Origin of the sequence: Xylanibacter oryzae DSM 17970, assembly GCF_000585355.1 — a bacterium.
Lineage (GTDB): Bacteria > Bacteroidota > Bacteroidia > Bacteroidales > Bacteroidaceae > Prevotella > Prevotella oryzae.
In genome coordinates, this window is sequence record NZ_KK073873.1 from 2273736 (window position 1) to 2297861 (window position 24126).

At 35.3% G+C, this 24126-nt stretch carries 17 protein-coding genes; 8 read left to right on the top strand and 9 right to left on the bottom strand.

The genetic code is table 11. From position 1 onward, the window contains the following. Nucleotides 1–28 precede the first annotated feature (28 nt). A complete protein-coding gene (locus XYLOR_RS09240; protein ID WP_084608584.1) occupies nt 29–1213 on the bottom strand; it encodes an alpha/beta hydrolase-fold protein in 1185 nt (394 codons plus the stop codon). A 102-nt stretch (nt 1214–1315) separates the two neighbouring features. On the opposite strand from XYLOR_RS09240, the gene XYLOR_RS09245 reads away from it, so the two are divergent. Next, entirely contained in the window at nt 1316–2104 is a 789-nt protein-coding gene (locus XYLOR_RS09245) for a Cof-type HAD-IIB family hydrolase (RefSeq protein WP_036878733.1), read from the top strand. Nucleotides 2105–2167: 63 nt separating this feature from the next. Here the strand turns inward: XYLOR_RS09245 and XYLOR_RS09250 are convergent, their stop codons facing one another. The 6 genes from XYLOR_RS09250 to XYLOR_RS09275 form a co-directional block, all read right to left on the bottom strand. Next, nucleotides 2168–3265, bottom strand: a complete 1098-nt coding sequence (locus XYLOR_RS09250; protein ID WP_169730563.1) for a BACON domain-containing protein — start codon at nt 3263–3265, stop codon at nt 2168–2170. A gap of 17 nt (nt 3266–3282) precedes the next feature. Further along, complete coding sequence (locus XYLOR_RS13425; RefSeq protein WP_051508957.1) at nt 3283–4824, bottom strand: DUF4302 domain-containing protein; 1542 nt, start codon at nt 4822–4824, stop codon at nt 3283–3285. Nucleotides 4825–4838: 14 nt separating this feature from the next. Continuing rightward, on the bottom strand, nt 4839–5732 hold the full coding sequence (locus XYLOR_RS09260) for a zinc-binding metallopeptidase (RefSeq protein ID WP_036878740.1): 894 nt from the start codon (nt 5730–5732) through the stop codon (nt 4839–4841). 17 nt (nt 5733–5749) lie between these two features. Then, entirely contained in the window at nt 5750–7336 is a 1587-nt protein-coding gene (locus XYLOR_RS09265) for a RagB/SusD family nutrient uptake outer membrane protein (protein WP_036878743.1), read from the bottom strand. A gap of 13 nt (nt 7337–7349) precedes the next feature. After that, the gene (locus XYLOR_RS09270) at nt 7350–10667 is read right to left on the bottom strand and encodes a SusC/RagA family TonB-linked outer membrane protein (protein ID WP_036880983.1); all 3318 of its coding nucleotides are present in this window, start codon (nt 10665–10667) and stop codon (nt 7350–7352) included. Nucleotides 10668–10959: 292 nt separating this feature from the next. Beyond that, nucleotides 10960–11820 (bottom strand): OmpA/MotB family protein, encoded by an 861-nt coding sequence (locus XYLOR_RS09275; RefSeq protein ID WP_036878745.1) that lies wholly within the window; start codon nt 11818–11820, stop codon nt 10960–10962. Nucleotides 11821–11993: 173 nt separating this feature from the next. On the opposite strand from XYLOR_RS09275, the gene XYLOR_RS09280 reads away from it, so the two are divergent. The 4 genes from XYLOR_RS09280 to XYLOR_RS09295 all read left to right on the top strand — a co-directional run bounded on the left by XYLOR_RS09280 (nt 11994) and on the right by XYLOR_RS09295 (nt 18732). Continuing rightward, entirely contained in the window at nt 11994–13805 is a 1812-nt protein-coding gene (locus tag XYLOR_RS09280; protein ID WP_036878747.1) for a sensor histidine kinase, read from the top strand. Nucleotides 13806–13896: 91 nt separating this feature from the next. Beyond that, nucleotides 13897–17601: a phosphoribosylformylglycinamidine synthase gene (gene purL, locus XYLOR_RS09285; protein WP_036878749.1), complete on the top strand. Its 3705-nt coding sequence runs from the start codon at nt 13897–13899 to the stop codon at nt 17599–17601. 4 nt (nt 17602–17605) lie between these two features. Next, on the top strand, nt 17606–18151 hold the full coding sequence (locus XYLOR_RS09290) for a chromate transporter (protein WP_036878751.1): 546 nt from the start codon (nt 17606–17608) through the stop codon (nt 18149–18151). 5 nt (nt 18152–18156) lie between these two features. Then, on the top strand, nt 18157–18732 hold the full coding sequence (locus XYLOR_RS09295; protein WP_036878753.1) for a chromate transporter: 576 nt from the start codon (nt 18157–18159) through the stop codon (nt 18730–18732). Here the strand turns inward: XYLOR_RS09295 and XYLOR_RS09300 are convergent. Then, a complete protein-coding gene (locus XYLOR_RS09300; protein ID WP_036878755.1) occupies nt 18724–19371 on the bottom strand; it encodes a SprT-like domain-containing protein in 648 nt (215 codons plus the stop codon). The genes XYLOR_RS09295 and XYLOR_RS09300 overlap by 9 nt on opposite strands. A gap of 150 nt (nt 19372–19521) precedes the next feature. On the opposite strand from XYLOR_RS09300, the gene ftsZ reads away from it, so the two are divergent. After that, on the top strand, nt 19522–21045 hold the full coding sequence (gene ftsZ / locus XYLOR_RS09305; RefSeq protein WP_036878757.1) for a cell division protein FtsZ: 1524 nt from the start codon (nt 19522–19524) through the stop codon (nt 21043–21045). A 6-nt stretch (nt 21046–21051) separates the two neighbouring features. After that, nucleotides 21052–21639: a hypothetical protein gene (locus tag XYLOR_RS09310; protein ID WP_036878759.1), complete on the top strand. Its 588-nt coding sequence runs from the start codon at nt 21052–21054 to the stop codon at nt 21637–21639. Nucleotides 21640–21719: 80 nt separating this feature from the next. Here the strand turns inward: XYLOR_RS09310 and XYLOR_RS09315 are convergent, their stop codons facing one another. Further along, the gene (locus XYLOR_RS09315; RefSeq protein ID WP_036878763.1) at nt 21720–22496 is read right to left on the bottom strand and encodes an EFR1 family ferrodoxin; all 777 of its coding nucleotides are present in this window, start codon (nt 22494–22496) and stop codon (nt 21720–21722) included. Nucleotides 22497–22578: 82 nt separating this feature from the next. On the opposite strand from XYLOR_RS09315, the gene XYLOR_RS09320 reads away from it, so the two are divergent. Next, a complete protein-coding gene (locus XYLOR_RS09320) occupies nt 22579–24126 on the top strand; it encodes a ComEC/Rec2 family competence protein (protein WP_036878765.1) in 1548 nt (515 codons plus the stop codon).

Below are 24126 nucleotides of genomic sequence, written 5' to 3' on the forward strand. Positions count from 1 at the left end.
AGACATTGTATCGTACCAGACATAATAACTATCTTTCAAGAATATCACGCCAATTTTCTATAATAAATTTATAGCTATGCCTATCGGGTGATTCAATACGAAGATTACCGTAAACACCTGTATTTTCTACAAAACCTTCAGAGTTCCAACTTCCACGAGTAAACTTAAACAAAGCTGGGTAATGCAAATCTACATCTATAGCACGTACGTAATCAGAGATTCGTTTCATTTTTACCTTACTAGGATTCCAATCGCCTAAAGTATACTGATTACCAGTGATATACACTTCATCATCTGCTCTCAATGTTTTCAGTTCAATATGCACCTTATAATTCTCCCGACTTAAGAAATTATCAATAGAATCACGGTAATGAAAATAATATTCCAATCCATCATGAAGTGCATATGGAAAACAAGACATATGATTATAATCGGGATAAGATTTTATTTTAAGCATAATATTAGAAGGCAATATATTTTCTTTATAAAACTTATAAAGTTTCTCTCGTGCCGGTTTCCATGACTTCCATCTAGGCACTTTCTCTTCAGTAGAATTTGTTATAAACAAGAATCGGTTACCTTTAATCTGAGAGTAATTATATGCCATTAATTCGTCTGAAACTCTGTCACTATCATAAGCCAGATTAGGAGAAACGGCTATATAATCTGTAAAAAGTTCATGGTTTATCATAGCTTCAAGTATGAAAGATGCTCCAAGCGAATGCCCTACTGCTAACGTTCGACCTGTAGTACGATAATGGGAATTAATATAAGGTATCAATTCGTTCTTAACAAACAGGCACAAACTATCAGCATAGCCATTTCGGCCACCATAAAAATCACCCCTCGCCACAGTCTTTGGCACCGGCAAGAAATCGCTTTGCCTTGAATAAGTCATTGTTGTAGGTGAACATAAGCCAACTACAATAAAACGAGAATCGTAATTTGTATTTATAAATGGGAGAAGACCATTTACAATATCAAAATAAGGTTTATCCTGAGTATCAAAGACATATATCACGTCATAATTTTGTGAATCGTTCTCAGTATATCTTGCAGGTATGTTGATAAAAACTTTTCTTTCAAAACTGAAATATTTAGATTTCATCATCATGGCTGTATCAGATGCTGTGAAAAACATCGGTTCATCGCCGCAAATATTCAAAGACACAAAGCATAAAGGTAACAATAATAACAAAAATAGCTTTTTCATTTGCTTGTATACATTTATTTTCAAAAGGCAAATATAGTAAAAAAATCATTTCAATGAAAAAACGCATCCATTATTTTCTTCATTTTTTGTACCTTTGCCGACATGATTAAAGCATTATTTTTTGATATAGACGGAACATTGGTCAGTTTTAAGACCCATGTAATCCCTGATTCTGCTGTAAAGGCACTTGAAAAGGCTCACAATAAAGGTATAAAGATTTTTATAGCTACAGGCAGACCTATGGCTATAATAAATAACATGTCACAATTAGAAGAGAAAGGTTTAATAGACGGTTATGTAACAATGAACGGAGCCTATTGCTTTATTGATGATGAAATAATATTCAGCCATCCAATAGATCACAACGATGTGGTATCAATAGGTAAATATGCAAAAGAAAAAAATATCGCATGCATATTTGTTCCGGCTAAAGGAATTCGTGTTTGCAATCCCGACACATTTTTAAGGAAGATATTCTATGAGAACCTTCATGTAGACGATATGCCTGTAACTACTTTCGAAGAAGGATGGAATGGGGAAATATACCAGATTACACCTTTCTTTAATATAGATCAGGAAAAAGAAGCCATGAGAAATGTTAAAAGTGCCATGGCAAACAGATGGCATCCCGGATTTACAGACATTACCGGATTAGGCATAGAGAAAAGTAAAGGTGTAAAGGAAATGGCGGACCATTTTGGTGTAAAACAAGAAGAAATAATATGTTTCGGAGATGGTGGTAATGACATTTCAATGCTAGAATATGCCGGAACTGGCGTAGCACTTGGCAATGCGAATGATGATGTTAAAAAGCATGCAGACTATATAACTACAAACATTGACGACGATGGTATTGCAAATGCTTTAAAATATTTCGATATAATAGATTAAAATGATATAAGCGGCTAAAGATTTATTAATCATAGCCGCTTATATTAATTATTATAGTTATACTTATTTCCTAAGAATAAACTTTAATTGTGCTTTAGACTGAAAATTATAATTCTGTTTTGATGACACATCACTTATCTTCAACAAAAAAGGATTCGTCATTTTCAATAAATAGCCTAAATCAGCATCTTCAGTAAATGAATTGCTACTAAATGCCTCAAGTAAGAAAGACCCTATCTTACTATTACCAAAAGTACCACCAAAGTTTGCGATTGTACCATCATCGTCATTATAATCAAAATTAGCAATACTTGCAGAAGTCGTATTTGAATAACTTGTTTGGTATTTTCCTACAGTATCTCCAAACATCAGGTACATATAATACGATGAATATTTCCCTATATATTGTCCACATGTTACAGACAATGAATTAGAAGTAGCATCATAAGATGAAGTCATCTTTAAATTTAACGCAGAAATCGTAATAGAATTTTGATCTAATACCACTGGTAATCCAGCCAGCTTTCCTGCATCATTTGTATATGCCAAATAATAGTTACCTGCTAAGTCTTTATTGAAATCACATTGTGTTACCTTTATTGAATCAGCATAGGCTCCTGCTTTATATTTGACATAGCCTGTTCTGAAATGCCCCGTATTATTTGCAGCGACATTAATTTTAAGACTATCTGTAGTCGTCTCTATTTTTGCCCAATCCGGAGTAGAAATTATATTTACATCTACATTATGTTTCATATAATATTGATATGCTGAATCGTCGTCTCCTACTGCCAAACTAGAACCGGCACTCAACTGGAATATCAAACCAGCCTGCTGTATTGTTACATTAACAGAATCTGTTCCTGATTTGATAGTCAACAAAGAAGAACGACCATTAAGATCATCATTCTCGTCAGCTGTCACAGCTACCGAATCTCCTGATACGATAGCCTTACACCACTTAGACGCTACTGTTGCTGTAATAGGTCCATCTGTTTTAATCTTAACATATCCCTTTGATGCTTTAGCCTGGAAAGCAACATTTGACTCTATTACAGAGATGTTTGACTTAGCAGAATAAGGATTATCCACATCATCTTTACAAGAGCTGAATGCAATGATAGTCAAAGAGACCAATAATATATTTAAAATTTTCTTCATATTAATCATCATTTATCTTATTGAACTTTTACAAGATATGGAGATTGGAAACATTCCCAATATCCCAAATAATTCGAGCTTGTAGGATTGTTAGCTGAATATGCTCCAAAGAATATAGCTCCGAAGTCACCGTCGGTCGTAGCTTTCCCTGAGAATACTGCATAGGTTCCAACTCCATCCTCATAATCAATAGGCGCAGAAATAAAGCCACCTGTTCCACCATGTCCAGACCATACAGATATTTTTTTATCTAAGAATAATGAATACAAGTAATACACTTTCCCTGTCCTTGATTTTGCAGTTCCTATGTATTGTCCACTTATTGCCGTGATAGCTCCATTTTTTGTATCATAAGAAATTGGCATTTTCCAATCTAATCCATTAAAAGAGATAGCATCGGAAGTAACATTAACAGAATAATTACTTAATTTTCCAGTATTCAAATCTTTATAATATAGTAGGTAATTACCTGCGACATCCTTATCAAAATCACATTGTACTACTTTCAACGAATCTTCGTCATTACCAATAACATACTTAATATAACCAGAGCGAACATGACCTGTATTATTAGCTGTAGTTTCTAATTTCAAAGTTGTACCATCTTTAGTCAACGTAACCCAATCTGGATGAGAAATATAGTTCACAATGTTATTGTGTTTTAAGGTATACACTAATGAAGAAGCATCATCCTTTGCTACAATTCTATCTTTTCCTATGGCAGACCTAACATATGCAGCCGGAAGGAAACCATTTAATACAACATCTGTTGCACCTGCATCAGTACATTTCAAAGATAAATCATCATCATTATAAGTAAAGTTCATTACTGTTTTACCTCCGACATTAAAAGGCTCATACAAACGAATTCCATTCGCTGTGAATACATATTTACCATCAAACGTCTGAATATTACCCGTTGAATTCTTATATGTGAGTGATAAATGGCGGTTATCCAAATCTAAAGACCCTGATACACTAGTAGTACCAATTGAGCCTGTTAAACTTGATAAAAGAAACTGATTACTATTTGCAACAGTCTTCGACATATATGAACTGCAATCCTCATTTAGCTTGCGCAAGTACATAATATTCTGAGAACGTTTACCATGCAACTTTATCAAATCATTAGATAGACTATCTATAACAAATTCAAAATCGCCATCATAAGCTTCGTATCTTGATGAAGAAGGTGTCGCAAAAAAATGCATAAATTGATTATATGAATCAAATGACAAGACTGGTCCATCGTCACTTTTCAATTTATAAAGGCTTGTTTCGCTCTGTCCGGGAGCCAACTCAAAGTATATATTTGCCGATAACGAATCAAACTTTACAGCATATTCATATCCACCATAAGTAACATTTCTATCTGGGAAATAATCAAAGGCCCAACCATGCTCTGAAGATGTCAGAACTTTTTTAACATCTTCTAATGTTTTCTGCATACGAACTGCAGATGGCTCATCGAACACATCTTCTTGATCTTTTAAACAAGATTGCAGAAGCAGTGTAGGTAAAAGCATTAATATATAAATATAAATTTTAAATTTCTTCATAATCGTACTTTTTTTTATTTTACGGTTAAGTCTGTCAAATTAATTTTACCTGCAGAAACATCAGCCTGACGCCTCTGTATAGCAGCTCTTAATTCATCCATATCAATATTCCAAGAAGACTTCATATAATCTTTTACTATATCAAGTTTTTCTTGAATGAGTGAAGCTCCATCAGGCCCTGCTTCATTCATCCATGCATCCCATTGTGCCTGTGAGTTACAAACATAGATAGATAACATCTCAGCAAAATCTTCACCATGTGAATGTTGTGAATAAGCAGATATAAATCCTCTTTGCAAATAGCCCACACTATAAGTCTCTGTGCTCCACTTATCTGCGACATAACCAGAACCTGTTATCTGTCTAAAATCAGTAGAATAATCTTTAGTCTGGTTCAGTATGTGAGTAAACTCGTGGTGGATAGTCTTAAAATAATATTCATTCATATATTCAGGACTATTTTTTACCTCATCAAGATGGTTAACTCCTGTAAGCAATATTTTCTTGCCACCTTCGGCAGTTCCCAAAATAAATGTTCCATTATTGCGGTATTCGAATTCACCTATATTATATATCAACTTAGGGAAATTCGCTCTTGTGAAATTCACTCCGGCTACCTCATCATATGATTCAAGACATAAGTATTTAATAAGATGTGCCATCTCAACACATTCATCATACTTAGCAGGCACTGTATAATAATCAGGGTCTGACTCATTATATTCATACCTATATTTAAACTCTACATTATAAGGTTGAACATAGTTAACATTCAACCATTTATCAAATTGAGTCTGATCTACCTTATCTATATTAATTACACTTGTAGATGACAAATCATCGCTTGAACAAGATGTGAATGTAATAATAGTTATAAGTAAAATCAAATATAATATTTTCTTTTCCATATTATTTTTACTTTAAATTATTGTTTTGCACGAGGATTTGCTTTCATACCTGCTTGTATTACTTTGGTTGGCAGTTGAACAGCTCTTCTTTGATCAGCAGTTGTCAGAGAATCTGTGACTAAGGCCGGGTTTCCGTCTGCGCCCATTGTTCTGCGAACAATATTAATGCCATATCGCTTAACATCAAACCATCTAAGTCCTTCATGCAAAGTCTCTATGCGTCGTATTCCAAGTACTAATTGCAACATAGATTCTTGTACACTTCCTTCCGCATCTATTGTAAATGAAGGATGCAAATGTTTTTTTATCGTTGAATTAAGACCAGTAGCATACGCGACACTCTTATAAAAAGAATTGACATTGTCTGGAGTTATTATAAAATTAGAAGCTGTAAAATTATGCAACCATGTATTCAAATCCCCGCATGCCTTATCATATTGTTTCATCATGATATATGCTTCTGCTCTATTAAGCAGGCATTCATCTGCTGTAAATGCAGGATAAACAGTATGATACAATCCTGTTTTTGCGATTGCATCTGTTTCCTCAAAAAGATATGGAAGTTTTATCATCAATGTTTTATCCAGATTTGTGCCTTGGTAAACTTCCATTCTATAATAGAACTTAGAGTCATTACCCCAAATATTATTTGCCATTGCATCTTCATTTTTTGCCAGATAGTTATTATGAGAATACTTTGACTCGTAATAATAAGCGCCGAAATCAAGTCCCATAGAAGAATTGCCTGTCATTAATAACAAATTACAACTAAGAGAAGCATCTATATAATGTAAAGACCAAGCCTTTTCATCTGCAGTCATACTACCCATATAAGACCAATCACGAAGCATTGTCTTTGCTTGTGTGCCAAGGCATTTATTAGCATATTCTATAGCTTTGTCCCATTTCTCATAATATAAATAGAATCTACATGCAAATGCGTAAGCTGCTCTCTGATTAAAATGATATTTTGGAACTGTATAATAAGAATCTCCAACTAAAGGTAGAGCCTCTTGTATATCTTTATCCATTTTTTCATAATCGTCTGCTACCGTTCCACGGTCATAATCAGAACCAACAGTAGTAGACGGCTCTGTTACATAAGGAACTCCAAGGTCTTTGGAACTTGTACTACTATTATAATTCATACAGAATATATTAGTCAATATGAAATAGTTATAAGCACGGCACAAAAGCGCTTCCGCTTTGGCATTCTTTAATGTAGTAGTAGTTGCTCCACCCATGTTTTCTATATCCTGCAAAACCACATTTGCAGTACCGATAGCTTTATTTGAGCTTTCCCATAAACTTTCGTTATCTTCATTGTCACTTTCAGTAACATCTTTCCATGCATACAACTGGTCTAAAAAACGTGATGTATTAGGATTATTTTCGCCCATGTTATCAACATTATCAGACATGAACTCTGCTATCTTCAAATAATCGTTATGAGGATAAGCAGAAGTCAAAAGCTCCTGAACTTTCGTCTCTGTATTTATATCAGTTCTATTATCAGGCAATTTGTCCAAGTAACTGTCGCAAGATGCCATTGACAGTACAAGCGCACCCGATGCCATTAATTTGAATATATTATTTTTTTTCATATATACGCGTATTTTAGATTCCTAATTTTAAAGTAAGTGTAAACTGCTTAGGTACAGGAACGGCAACACCACCTGTATTAAAGAATTCAGGATCTTGCCCGTTCAATTTCTTATCAGCATAAATTAAGAACAAGTTTGTTGCTTGTAATTTGAGAGACAAGTTGTTTATTTTCAATGATTCTATAAAGCTTTTAGGAAAATCATATCCAATAGATATTTCTTTCATTCTGATAAAATCGCCCTTTGCTATACGTGCATCAGAATAGTTGTATGCATTATATGCGTAACTAAGATTAGTATCATTTTTATTCTGTACTTTACTTGAGATTACAGGGATATTTGTTTTGTTTTCATTCCCAGCCACTTCCCATCTGTTAACGAATTCTTTTGGTGTAGATGTCAGATCATCATATTTATTAGAGAATACAGGATCTAATCTTACTACATTACCAAATGAATAAGTGATAAAGACATTAAGTGAAAATCCTTTGTACCTGAACATATTACCCAAACTACCTATATCAGTAGGGTCTACATTTCCTGAATATTTTAGGAACTTAAGTTTTGCAGGATCGCTTTCCTGAAAATTAATTCCCGTAGTTGATATATTTCCATCCTGATCAAGGAATGTTGGCAATCCTTCAGAGTTTAATCCTTTAAATGGTATTGAGAATATTCCACGTACAGGATATCCTTCTTGCGCAAATCCGGTTCCAGAAACAAGGTCTATTACACGCATGGATGTCTTAAGTTTTGTAACTTCATTATGAGTATGCGAATATATGAAGTTCGTTTCCCATGAGAAATCCTTATTCTTTATGTTTACTGATGATATGGTAAGTTCCAAACCATTTGATTTCATTGATGCGATATTTGCAAATCTGTTTATTTGTGTAGTTACACCTTCCGTAGTTGTCAATCCTATCAAATCGTAATTTCTACGAGAATACAAATCAAGACTCATATTAAGACGATTGTCAAGGAATCCTGCATCAAGACCAAAGTTCAGCTCATGCTTTTTCTCATAAGTCAAGTCTGAATTCTCAAATTCATCAACATACAACTCAGTTTCTTTTAAACTTGCTGATGGACGCCATGGACTATCACTTTTTATAACTGTTCGTGAATTGGTTACATTCGACGGACCTCTATCGGCTGTCAATGAATAAGATAACTTCAATGTCAAATGTGAAAGGACTGGCTCAAATGATTTGAAGAAGTTCTCTTCATGTACATTCCATGCACCTGCAACATTCCATGTAGGCAACCAACGTGCAGAGCGGCTTTTACCTAATTTATTAGTACCTTCATATCGGATTGTTCCGTTAAGTATATAACGTCCTTTATATGAGTATGTACCGTTGCCAAAAAAGGCTGCGCTACGCTCATAGTTATTGGTCATTGAATAATAATTAGTATTTTGTTCTGAACCTTTCTTGAATACTTCATAAGCATATGAAGGGACCTCGCCTAGACTATACTGCATACCCCAACCACGGAACCATGAACTATGGCGGTCTACACTATTGGTCTCCATACCACCATACAAATTAACTATATGGTCTTCGTTGTAGACATCATTATAGTTAACAGCAGCTCTGAAATCATATCCAAGCATTCTATTGTCTGTACGGTCATAAATACCTCCGTCTGGTAAAACAGTTATAGGCAATGCGTAAATATTATCAGGGTCAGTATACAGATAATTATTATCTTTTCTTATAGTAGATGTTCCCATTGCTCTGTAAGCTTGTGCCTCATTAGAATCATCAAGAATATTATGTTCTTGTGATGTAGCTGAATATTTTACAGCACCAAGGGCACTAATTTCCACTTTAGAAATTGGCTTATAAGACAACTTACCTTGAATACGGAAATCATTAACATTAAGGTCTATATAGTTAGTTTCCAATTCATGGAAAATATTGAATGGTGCGTAATTTCTAGTATAATATTCATCAGGGTCTAATACACGTGATGTGTTCAATGCATAAGAATATGGATTTATATCAAATGCGCGGTTCACTTTACCAGATACGGGGTCTGTTGTACTGCTCAAAGTTCCTGGTGCCTTCTGTTTACGGTATGAAGCATTGCTAATAACATTGAAGGTCAACTTATTTGATATATTAAATGTAGAATTAAAATTTGCCGTGTAACGCTGTACAGAACTCTGTTTTGTCCATCCCGGGTCGTACATTACACTAACAGATGCATAATATTGTGCCTTATCTGTACCTGCAGAGATGCTTACTGAATGATTGCTCTGAATTGCATTCGAGAACAATTCATTAAACCAATTGGTATTTCTGTATTCAGCAGCGCGAAGGTAAGCAGCCTTTGCATCAACTGTATTTGCTATGCCAAACTGACCAGAAGTTGCATCATATTGGCTCAACAATTGATACATTTTGCCATAGACACCACTATTAGCAGCATTAGCTGTCTCTGCGTAATTCAGGTATCCCTTCTGTTGTAATTCTTGATATACAGACATCTGGTCCTGAGAATTCATTATATTAAAGGTACTATAACTGGGAATAAGACGCATTGTGTACTCACCTGTATAATTGATATGAGCCTGTCCTGCTTTACCCTTTTTGGTTGTTACTACAATAACACCTGCCATTGCTCTTGCTCCGTAGATAGATGTAGCTGAACCATCTTTCAATATCTGAAAACTCTCAATATCATCCGAGTTTAGTCCGGCAATTGCAGAACTAATAAGCGTGTTCGCATCTCCAGATGACAAAGCATCTGCACTTACATCTACAACATCTTCCATTATTACACCATCTACGACCCATAAAGGTTTTGAACTACCATAAATAGAAGTAGCACCACGTACTCTAATTTTAGGTGCAGTTCCAAATGTTCCCGATACATTTTGTACAGAAACTCCTGCTGCACGGCCTTCAAGAGAACGACTGATGTCTGGCAGACCATCTATTTTTGCAGCCTCAGCATCAATTTTTGTTGTTGAACCTGTAAAAAGTCTTTTATCCAACTTTTGCATACCTGTAACGACTACCTCATTAAGAGATGTACTCGATTTTAACGCAACTTTAATTCCCGCTTTTGCAAGAACTGTCTGACTCTCCATACCAACATAACTTATTACAAGCCTTTTGTTAGTAGGAACTTCCAATGTAAATTTCCCATCTACGTCTGTCACTGTGCCTGTTTTTGTTCCCTGTACGAAAACGGACGCCCCTATCACAGGTTCACCATCTTCCTGAAAGATAACAGTACCAGTGATTTTTGTTTGTGCCATTGCCATTCCTATTGATAGGAATAAGCAAGCTAAAATCATTGTTAGTTTTTTCTCCATAAAACTCTCTTTTAATAGTTCATAACTTAAAATTTTCGTCAAAGCGCAAAAATAAATAAAAATTAATATAAAAGCAAATAAAATCGCAAATAAATCACATTTTTATTGAATCTATTCTCTTTTTGTCTAATTTAGCCGTTAAATACTATCATTTTGCTTTAATATTATAAATTACAATTAACTAGATTCTCTACATGAAACTATTACGCAATACTTTTGATGAATAATTTAATAAAATAAAATAAAAAAAGGCGGGTCAAATGACCCGCCTTGCATAAAAATTAACTTAAAGTTATTTATTTCCTTCTGGAGCTTTATCAATTAGATCCATAAACTGATCAAGTTTAGGAGTTATGATAATTTGTGTACGGCGATTACGCTGTTTTCCTACTTCAGTATCATTTGTCGTTACAGGATTATACTCACCACGGCCAGCAGCTGACAAACGTCTTGGTTCTACGCCATATTGATTTTGCAGGCACTGTACTACGCTTGAAGCACGTAAGGCACTTAAGTCCCAGTTATTTCTTATATTTGTACGTGAGATAGGAACATTATCAGTATTACCTTCAACTAGCACATCGTAGTCCTTATAGTCCTTTATTATCTTTGCTATTTTACTTAATGTTTCAGCTGCACGATCATTTATTTCATAAGATCCACTCTTATAAAGCATATTGTCTGCCAAAGATATATAAACTACACCTTTTAAAACCTGTACATCAACCTCTTTCAACTCATCAGTATTAAGAGAACGCGTAAGTTTGTTTGAAAGAGCTAAATTTAATGAATCAGACTTAGACTTTGCCTCTACTAGTCTCTTAATAAATGCATTAGAAGCATTTATCTCATCAACTAATTTTGAAATGTTTACACTTGTCTGATTATTAGATTGCAAACTCTTATCAAGAGAACCCTGAAGCGCATCATATGATGACTTTAGCACCTGATTATTTCTTTTTTCCTGTGCCAACTGCTCTTCAAGACTGGTTACACGTGAACGACTTGCTGCCAATTGTTCTTTGGAATCCTGATAATTGCTATTCAGACTTTTGTTTTCGTTCTGAAGATTAACTAAATCCTTTTTGCTTGCGCAACTGCTTAGAAGCATTGCCCCTAAAAAAAGGGATATTACTAAATAATTCTTTTTCATATTCTTTTTACTTGATGTTAAAATGCAAAATTAAACATTATACTGGATATAAGACGCGCCAAAACAAAAAAAGTTAAGTTGATCGAACTTAAATAAATATAAAATCTTATATCAGTTTAATAAACAAAATAAAATATTGCTAAATTTGCATCCCAAAATTTAAAATGCTAAAAATGAAGACACCATATATAACAATTCTATTTTTATTGACACTAGTAATTGCCTGGTATGAAAAAAGCTATTCTGAAAGCAATACAAAGGTAGAATATAGAGAAGACATTCTTACAGATAAATACTTAAAATACTTTGGGGATAATGATGCTAAATCTTTTTTCCCTGTTGCAGAAAAACTTAAAAACATATATATACAAAAAGGTGAAAAAGATAAATTTTACCGTATTTGGTGTAATGAAGTCATTTTTTACGTTAATGTAAAAAATTTACACCGTGCCATTTCTGAAGTTGGCAAAATGAGGATAGACGCATTAAATTCAAATAACAAATATGGACAAGCATTGTCGTCATATGATCTCGGAATAATATATGAAATAAGTAAAGATAATAAATTGGCGAAAAAATATTATACTGAAAGCATTAATTTAATGAAGCAATTTCACAATAAAGAGAGGTTAGCACCTTTATATAACAGATTAGCGACATTGTATATTGAAACAGAACCAGAAATAGCAGATAGTCTATTAAACTTATCTATAGACAAAGAAACAGACTGGACTGCAAAATTTGACTGCTATTCACAAGAATGTTATTTAGGACTTACTACAGATAACAATGAAAAGTTCTATGAATATTATAAAAAATGTAAGTACATAGAAAGATACAATAAGAAATACATTGTTCCTGAATGGACATCATATCTAGAAGTAATCAGACAGTACTTTGACAAAAATTACGACAAAGCATTGTACCTAACTAAATATATTGCAGAAGAAATTGATAAGCATCATATTCGGTATTACATATACAAAAAAATGGGCGACAGTGACAAGGCTCTAAAAGAAATGGAAAAGATGTATCAATATGAAGAGTCATCAAGAGCTGTAGCAGACAATGAGGATTTTATAGCCATAACACAAGAAATGGACAAGGCCAAGATGCAAAAGGAACGGCAAGAGATGCAAAATAAGATAAGGAATATTACCTATTCAGGATTTACGTTCTTTCTCCTATTAATGATTGTTCTTCTACATTATTTATTTATTAGAAAGAAACATGAATTAAAAAAATTAAACTGCAAAAACGAAGAACTAAAATTAGCAAGAGAACAAGCTGAAGCATCTGAAAAGATGAAAGTTGAATTCATTGAGAATATGAGCCACGAGATTCGAACTCCACTTAATACAATTTCTGGTTTCACGCAGATAATGGCAACTGATTCTATAGATATTGATCATGATACTAGAAAGAGCATGTCTTTCAAGATTACAGACAATGTCAAAAAACTAACAGATATAATAGATAACATACTAGAATTATCGTCATTAAAGAGTAATGCAAAAATAGTCGAAAAGGAACAAATAAATTGCAATACATTCTGCAAAGAGGCTTTGTTTAATATCAAAGACAATAAAAATGAGCATGTTGAATTAATATTTTCATCTGACATACCCGACAGCAAGAACCTAATAGCTAATAAACACGACTTACTTATATCAATAGGTAAAATACTTACAAATGCATGCAAATTTACTAAAAAAGGATACATACATATGCATTGTGAAAGCAGTAAAGATGGGGAAAAAATGATATTAAGCGTAATGGATACTGGTCCTGGCATCCCAATAGAAAAAGCAGAAATTGTATTTGATAAATTTGTAAAACTAGATAGCTTTACTTCTGGTACCGGTCTTGGTCTTACTGCATGCAGGTATATTATAGAACAAATGGGAGGAATAGTTATACTGGATAAAGACTATAACAAAGGTTGTAAATTTGTTATAACACTTCCTTTTGGAGACGTAGAATAAAAAAATATAAACTTCTCTTTTTATTTTGTATTTATCGCAAATTACAGTACCTTTGCAACATATTTCATAACATATTATAAATAAATAAGGTATGATTCTTTTTTTTAGGACTCCATCTGACAGCGTGATAGCAACAGAAACTGACCATCAGCTGAATCAGGACGAGACGAATGAACTTTGTTGGCTTTACGGTGACGCGAAGCTTGAAAATGGCGACAAGATAGAAGGTTACTTCGTCGGTCCGCGCCGTGAAATGATTACTCCTTGGAGTACAAATGCCGTAGAGATAACACAGAATATGAGTCTCCACGGCATTTTGCGTATAGAAGAGTATTTCCCTGTAAAGACTAAGGATGCTGATCACGACCCTATGTTACAACGTATGTATGATGGTCTTGACCAACAGATTTTTACCGTAAACCACAAACCGGAACCAATAAAGCATGTAGAAGACCTTGAAAAATATAACGAGGAGGAAGGCTTAGCTCTATCAAAGGAAGAGATGGACTATCTGCACACTATTGAGAAGCAACTTAACCGTTCTCTTACAGATTCTGAAATTTTCGGTTTCGCACAGATCAATTCAGAGCATTGTCGACATAAGATTTTCGGTGGCGTATTCGTTATAGATGGAAAAGAAATGGAGTCTTCACTGTTTTCTATGATAAAGAAGACTACAAAAGAGAATCCAAATAAGATACTTAGTGCATATAAAGATAATGTGGCTTTTGCCCAAGGTCCCGTCATAGAACAGTTTGCACCTGCAGATCAGTCTACATCTGATTACTTTCGTATCAAAGATGTAGAAAGCGTTATCTCTTTAAAGGCAGAAACTCATAATTTCCCTACTACAGTTGAACCCTTCAATGGTGCAGCTACCGGTACTGGAGGTGAAATTCGCGACCGTATGGGTGGTGGTGTAGGTTCATGGCCTATTGCTGGTACAGCTGTATACATGACTTCTTATCCTCGCCTTAATGGTGGCCGCGACTGGGAGGACATTCTACCTGTACGTAAATGGTTGTATCAGACTCCAGAACAGATTCTTATTAAAGCATCAAACGGTGCTTCTGATTTCGGAAACAAATTTGGTCAGCCACTTATTACCGGTTCGGTACTTACATTTGAACACAAAGAAGGTGAAGAGACTTATGCTTACGATAAAGTCATCATGCTTGCAGGTGGTGTTGGATATGGAACAAAGCGCGATTGTCTTAAAAAAGAACCACAAACCGGCAATAAAGTAGTTGTTGTAGGTGGAGACAACTATCGTATCGGGCTTGGCGGTGGTAGCGTTTCAAGCGTTGACACAGGTCGTTACTCTAATGGAATCGAGCTGAATGCAGTACAGCGTGCCAATCCTGAAATGCAGAAACGTGCTTATAATCTAGTACGTGCACTATGCGAAGAGGATAATAATCCTGTAGTGAGTATTCATGATCATGGTTCAGCAGGTCACGTAAACTGTCTTTCTGAACTAGTTGAAGAATGTGGTGGGGAAATTGATATGACGAAATTGCCTATCGGTGATAAGACACTTTCTTCTAAAGAAATTATAGCCAACGAAAGTCAGGAGCGTATGGGTCTTCTGATTGACGAAAAACACATTGAGCACGTAAGTAAAATAGCTGAGCGCGAACGTGCTCCGTTATATGTTGTAGGCGAGACGACTGGTGATTCCCACTTTTCTTTTGTGCAAGGTGATGGAATTAAACCATTTGATTTGGATGTTGCTCAGATGTTTGGACATTCGCCAAAGACTTATATGATAGACAAGACGGTTGAACGTCATTATGAAAATGTAAGTTATACTCAAGACAAACTTGATGAATATATAAATAGAGTACTTCAGTTAGAAGCTGTAGCATGCAAAGACTGGTTGACAAATAAAGTTGACCGAAGCGTAACAGGAAAAGTAGCCCGCCAGCAATGTCAAGGTCAAATACAGTTACCTTTAAGCGATTGCGGTGTCGTGGCGCTCGACTATCGTGGAGAGAAAGGTATTGCTACTGCTTTAGGTCATGCACCTCAGGCCGGTCTTGCATCACCTGAAGCAGGTTCTGTATTATCAGTCGCAGAGTCACTTACGAACATAGTATGGGCACCACTAGCTGAGGGATTGAATAGTCTCAGCCTATCAGCCAACTGGATGTGGCCTTGCCGTTCACAAGAAGGAGAAGACGCACGTCTATACAGTGCAGTAAAGGCGCTTAGCGATTTCTGCTGTGCAATCAATGTCAATGTTCCTACAGGTAAAGACTCTCTCTCAATGAGCCAGCAATATCCTAGTGGAGAAAAACTAATAAGCCCCGGAACAGTAATAGTAACCAGTGGCGGTGAGGTAAGCGATGTGAAAAAGGTCGTATCACCTGTATTGGTTAACGACAAAAATTCTTCTATATACCACATTGATTTCTCATTTGATGATCAAAGATTAGGTGGCAGTGCATTTGCACAAAGCATGGGCAAGATTGGTGATGATGTTCCTACTGTTAAGAACCCTGATTACTTTGTAGACGCATTCAATGCTATTCAAGAAATGATTAATCGCGAATGGATCATGGCTGGCCATGATATAAGTGCAGGTGGTATGATTACTACTTTACTTGAAATGTGCTTTGCTAATGTAGATGGTGGTATGCATATCAACCTGCATGATTTAGTAGGAGACGATATCGTAAAAATATTATTAGCTGAGAATCCAGGTGTTATCATACAGGTATCAGATACACATAAAGAAGAATTCATAAAATTTATGGAAGATGCAGGTGTCGGATTTGCTAAAATCGGTTACCCTACTCCATCTATAAGAAAGATAGTAATAAAGAAAGGTGAATTGGAGCACGAGTTTGACATAGATGCATTACGCGACGTATGGTACAAGACATCTTACCTGCTTGATCAGAAACAAAGTATGAACGGATGTGCAAAGAAACGCTACGAAAACTACAAGAAACAACCAATGGATATGAAGTTTAACAAAGACTTCACAGGAAAATTCACTGAATATGGGATATCACCAGACCGTCGTACAGCAAGTGGCATAAAAGCTGCTATCATCCGTGAGAAAGGAACCAATGGAGAGCGTGAAATGGCTTATTCTCTGTATCTTGCAGGATTTGATGTAAAAGACGTAATGATGACCGACCTCATAAGCGGCCGCGAAACATTAGAAGACATATCAATGATCGTCTTTTGCGGAGGATTCTCTAATTCTGACGTCCTTGGTTCTGCTAAGGGATGGGCTGGAGCCTTCTTATTCAATCCTAAAGCGAAAGAAGCGCTTGACAAATTCTATGCACGTAAAGATACACTTTCTTTAGGAATATGTAACGGTTGCCAATTAATGGTTGAACTCAACCTATTAAACCCTGAGCATAAGAACCGCGCACGCATGCTTCACAATGAGTCACATAAGTTTGAGAGTAAATTTGTTGGTATCACTATTCCTAAAAACAATAGTGTTATGTTTGGAAGTCTTAGTGATAACAAACTAGGTCTCTGGGTTGCCCACGGAGAAGGAAAGTTCTCTTTGCCAGAATCAGAAGACAAATACAATGTCATAGCAAAATACAACTATAGCGAGTATCCTGGTAATCCTAATGGTTCAGACTATAATGTAGCAGGTATTTGTAGTACAGACGGACGTCATCTGGCAATGATGCCACATCTTGAGCGAGCCATATTCCCATGGCAGAGCGCATGGTATCCGGCAGACCATCTCAATGATGAGGTAACACCTTGGATTGAGGCATTTGTAAATGCACGCAAATGGATTGAAGGAAAAATGAAATAATTGGATGGACAATTTTTATTGGAAATCATTTAAGACATTCTTTAAGATTGGCATGTTCACCTTTGGTGGTGGACATGCCATGATACCAGTTATTGAATCAGAAATTGTAGATAAGAATAAATGGATAGACAAGAAAACTTTTTGTGACCTTATTTCTGTATCACAAAGTTGTCCCGGTGCTTTTACCATTAATATAAGTGTTTTCATAGGATATAAATTAAAGAAAACACGTGGCGCATTATGTACAGGCATCGGTACAGCCTTACCTTCTTTTCTCATAGTTCTTTTAGTAGCGATGTTTTTTCATCATTTTCAAGACAACAAAGTTATCGCAGCAATATTCCATGGAATCCGCCCTGCTGTTGTTGCTCTCATTGCTGTACCTACTTTCAATCTAGCAAAGAGTGCTAATATCGGATGGAGCAACTTCTGGATTCCTATAGCAAGCACATTAGCAATCTGGGCCCTTGGAGTATCACCTATTTATATAATAATAATAGCCGGACTAGGAGGATTTCTTTACGGTAAGTTTATTAAGCCAACAGAGTAGATAAAATGATCTATTTGCAATTGTTTATAACATTCTTTGAGATCGGAATATTCGGTTTCGGTGGAGGATACAGTATGCTTTCACTTATTCAAAGTGAGGTAGTACAACATTATCACTGGCTTACTACAGGTGAATTTACTGATATTGTAGCTATCAGTCAGGCAACTCCTGGACCAATCGGGATTAATTCTGCTACATATTGTGGATATACAGCCATACACAATGCCGGATACAATGAAGGCATGTCAATACTAGGCAGCAGTATAGCTACAATCGCATTAATTTTGCCATCTTTTATAATCATAATTATGGCAAGCAAGATGCTCATAAAATATATGAATACCATAGAGGTACAATCTATATTTTCTGGCCTACGACCTGCCATAGTAGGAATACTTACAGCTGCAACATTACTGTTAATGACGCCCGAGAACTTCAATTCCCCGAAGGTTAATCCATGGCATTTCTGGATAAGTATAGGACTGTTCATATCTACGTTTATTGGAATAAAGTATATGAAAATTAATCCAATAAGGATGATTCTATATAGTGCTTTTGCCGGATTGCTTTTGCTATACTAAAATAAAAGGTTCTAATATAGAGACTTTTTCATCATATATTTTTTTGCTAACCTTACGTGCTCTAGGGCTCCTTACCTGCCTGAATGAACTAAAATATTCATCTTTGGCTATATACCATTTATGACTTTTAATATTCGGCGCTTTACAAAATATATTATCAATATAACGCACGTAACCAGGATTTATTACCGACAAATAATAATCATTTTCATTGGATTCTGCCGCTAGTACAAGCCTCTCTACGGGAGCACGTTTTACAGCGATATTAAGTGTTTGCAATTTAGTGCTTACAGACAATTCCCAATTATATTTTTTATTTAGATTATTCATCATAGATCTGAAAACTTTACCATGAGCAGATGTGTCCTTGATATTGTTTAATGATATGTAATAATGTAGCATCTCATGCAACAGTGTATTAAGATATTGCCATTCACTCTGATCATAATATACACTTAGCCTTATTGTATAATCAAATCTTTTTGATCCAAACAATGTATGTTTAGTCTTATAATTCAGTGAACCAAGAATCATTTTAGCCCTACCTATCGCAAATTTTGGTTTCGGCAGTTTATCTTCGAAATAGTCATGGTTGAATTTTTCGAAGTTCGATTCTATAAAATTAATGTCTATACGCATTTCTATATAATAAAAGTATTCTGCAAAGAGCAGTGTTTACCTAAGACTGCAAAGGTATAATTTTTTATTAAATTTTATTCGCAAGCCTTGCAGAAAAGTTTTGTTTCAAGATAAAATTATTATCTTTGCAACCAAAGATATATACAAGCAATGGAAAATAACAGTTTTACACCTTTAGTAGACTTCGGTCAGCCTGAAGACAAATCAAAAAACATCATCAAAGTAATTGGTGTTGGTGGTGGTGGATGCAATGCTGTACGCAACATGTATCAGGAAGGCATTGTGAACGTAACATTTGCTGTATGTAACACAGATAGCCAATCACTTGCAAAATCTCCTGTCCCGGTAAAAATCCAACTTGGAAAATCCGGACTTGGTGCTGGAGCAAATCCTGAAAAAGGTCGTGAAGAAGCAGAACAAAACATTGATGACATAAAACGACTACTGGATGACGGTACAAAAATGGTATTTGTCACAGCAGGAATGGGTGGAGGAACAGGTACTGGCGCTGCGCCTATAATAGCCGGTATAGCTAAAGAGAAAGGAATTCTCACAATCGGCATTGTCACAATACCCTTTTATTTCGAAAAGAAGAGAAAAATAATCAAAGCTCTTAAAGGTGTTGAGGAGATGCGCAAAAATGTAGACGCACTACTAATAATCAATAACGAGAGGCTCTGCGATGTCTTCTCTGATACACAAGTTACCATTAAGGAAGCATTCCATAGAGCAGACGATATTCTTTGTAATGCAGCTAAAAGCATATCCGAACTTATTACTGTAGGTGGTGACATTAATCTCGACTTTCGTGATATAGAGACAACCATGCGTGGAGGTGGAGGCGCTATCATGGCAATGGGTCGTGCAAAAGGTGAGCATCGTGTAGAGAAGGCTATAATTAATGCTTTAGACTCACCTCTCATATATGGAAGTGATATAAGTAAGGCAAAAAAGATATTATTTAATATATATACAGGAGAAAAGAATCCTTTATTCGTAAGTGAGATGCAGGAAATAGATGCCTTCATGGACGAACTTAACCCTGACATAGATGTTATCTGGGGTATATCAGATGATAACTCACTAGGTGAAGATGCCAAAGTTACTATTCTGGCAACAGGATTTGAAGACAGGTTCATTGACGAGATTCCAATTGAGAACCATGACATTAACGATAACGATTATTTTGACAAGATAATCAAAAAATTGTATTTTCAAAAAGATACCATTGTAAATAGTAATGAAGAACAAGAAATTGACAACGCCAACGATGCTGATATTACCTTTACTGTAAGCGTAGGTGGAGATGATTATAATGAAGATGTAGACATTTCAGATAAAAAAACACTAAATGCTGAGACAAATGCAGATACTGAAATATCTATCAGTGAGAAGAGTGAAAGTAAAAATAATTACATTGAAAATTTTCAAGTAAAAAATGAAGAGATAAATATAGAACAATCTTCCGCCACTACGGAAGAGATTCAACCGGTTCAATACAATACAGAGACAAATCAGATCAATGGTAAAAAAGAAAATGAAGAAACAGTAACGCGTCAAGAGCCCAAACCGCAGCAACCAGAAAAAAAACGACCTCTTACGTTTGTAGAAAAGGTTAAGAAGAGAATGGAGCAATTCGCTTTTGATATTACTCAAGATGACGACAACAAATAAAGCATAATGATTGAGGCGAATAAAGACAACACTCCAGAAGAAATTGCAGAGGAAATACAATCTCGTGTCAACGCGTTACAAAATATGGGAAGAAATGATCTGCTCCTGCAGGCAATAAGTATCCCTGTACTAGAAGAGTTACGCATCCAAGCAGCACGTAGTACCCTCAGCCCTCTCAAAATAACTTCGGATTATAGGTTTATCCTAACTAATCATAACACGGAGATAGAGCTATCACCTGTTCACAAGGCCGTATACTTACTATTTCTTAATCATCCAGAGGGCATAGAGTTCAAACGCCTTACCAACTATAAGAAAGAATTGCTATACCTATACAAAGAAACGACAAACATATCAGACCTCTCAAAGATAGAAGAGAGCGTAGAACACCTTATTAATCCTTTCGACAATGCCATCAATGAAAAGTGTTCACGAATCAAGAAAGCTTTTTCAGACACCATGGACGAATATTCAGCTACATATTATATCATTAGCGGGCATGTAAAACGCCACGTAGAGGGTTCTTCAAAGATTTGGTATGAACGGTTGAAGGTTATAACTCTTCCACGAGAACTTGTAATCTGGCAGAAATAAATATTTTCACAATAATACAAATAAATTTATCTAATATTTGCGGTCTTATATAATACAGACACAAAGTCTCTGTATTATATTTATTTTTTATGAAAGTAATATTGTCCTTTATTTTTTGTACGGTTACCAAATTCAATAGCATGATGCGGGCAATGGTGATAGCAAGCAAAACAGGTAGTGCATAATCCATTATGCAACCATTCAGGTTCAATGCCTAAACCTCCTTTGATATTATCTACAGGACAGATATCTGCACAGATACCACATTTCACACAACGGTTTTCTTCTACACGGAACGGGGTGTCTTTGACCATTTTTTCTACAAAAAAGGAACCAATCACTTTACTATTTATTATAGGCCAATGACTCTTATTTATGATACATAGGCCTTTCTTTCTAACAACGATATCCTGTGCAAGCAAATTTAACTCTTTAACTCCTTTTTCTTTCTTTGCATCTCTCTTTTCCTTTTTATCAACATTCATAAAAGGAAAACCGACATAAGACTCGGGCATAATAAATGAGAATACGCTATCTGTCTGCAAACCTATTTCAGCGAGATCCTTATTTAAATATTCAAATGTAAGTCCTACATCATCACCACAGGTAGCAAGCGCATAACAGTAATGGGCAGCTGCATCATCAATCCTCAATCGACGGATAAAATCACGTACTATGAAAGGAGGGCGCCAACCATGAACAGGAAAGCAAAATCCTATACGCTCATCAACTTCAACATTGAAATGACAGTCGCCTTCCAACACATCAGGGATGAATATCAATTTCTCATTAGTCAAGCTACTGACATATTCTGCAGCCCACTTAGTATTACCTGTACCAGAAAAATAGAATATCATAATTGCAAAAATAGCAATATTATTACTAATATCAAAATATTTTCGCTAATTTTGCATACGCTTAAAAAATAATCAATATATAATGCAGCCAAACGGAAAAATTCAGTTATACCCCTTATTACGCATTGTATTGTTTTTTATTCTTGGTATCATTTCAGCCGATTGTATCGGAGCATCTTTTAAGCCTTCGCTTTGGTTGTCTTTTCTTATTGCATCATTAGTTTTATCATTGACGTCTTACAGAAAAGGGATTGTGCAGACTGTCTTTATAATGTTAACCGCATTTATTTTAGGTGGATACATAACATGTGATAAAGAAGCACAACTAGACAGTAATATATATGATGCTTATCAGGATTATGAGGGTGTCGTTGTAAGCGAGCCAGTTATAAAGGAAAAAACAGTGTTGTGTGATATGATAATTACAAAAAGCCAACATTTATCAAATCCTATTAAAGTAAAATCTTGTTTTTTAAAAGATGATTATAGTAGCCGATTAAGTATTGGCGACGGCATATCTGCATATTCACGCTTGGAGAAGCCCAAGAACTACAAGAGATCCACCTTTGATTACAAACGTTATCTCATGTACCATGAATATTCTGCACAAACATTCATTTATTATAAAGACTGGAAACAAAAAAGTATAAGTCTTACGAACCTGTCAATACTCGAACGTACAGAGTTAGCTGCCATAAGATTTAGACAGCGTTTATTATCCAAATATAAAGCACACAACTTCAACGGACAAGTATATGCAATAATAGCAGCTATGACACTTGGCGACAAGTCAACTCTGTCTAAACAGACCAAAGACATATATTCTGTAACCGGCGCCTCACATGTATTAGCATTGTCGGGACTGCATCTAGGCATAATATACAGCATACTGACTATCTTAACATTCAAAAAGCAAAAGAAAATTTTAGGGCAAATCATCATCCTTATATCAATATGGTCTTTTACTATACTTGTAGGCATGGCTCCATCTGTTGTACGTTCAGCCACAATGCTCAGTATCTGTTCAGTAAATGAAATATTGGGACGTAGCAAGTTTTCGCTTAACACCCTCGCATTAACAGCCTTAATAATGTTACTATGCAACCCATTAAACCTTTTCGATGTAGGATTCGAATTGTCTTTTATGGCTGTCTTGTCCATTCTTGTTTTTTACAGACCCATTTATAAGTGTGTAGACAAAAACTTTATTTCAAATCATTACTTTCTTAATTTAATATGGCAGATATCTGCAGTATCTATAGCAGCTCAAATATGTACAGCTCCTCTGGTCTGCTATTACTTCGGACGTATATCATGCTATTTCATACTTACCAACCTTATTGTAATCCTCGCAGCAAACATAATCTTATGCTTCGGAATCGGATTGCTGACATTATCATTTATCCCTGTTTTAAACAATTTGATAGCTTTTGTTTTGAGTTACACAGTTAAAAGTTTAAATTCCACACTATCATTTATTGCCAACATGCCAGGTTCATCAATAGATGGTCTGCAACCTTCATGCATCCAGATTATTATGGTATATATTATTATAATCTCAACATATATACTAATAAGGTATGTAATAAAACTTCATCGTATAAGTCTTTATCTCGATAAAAATTCGTAA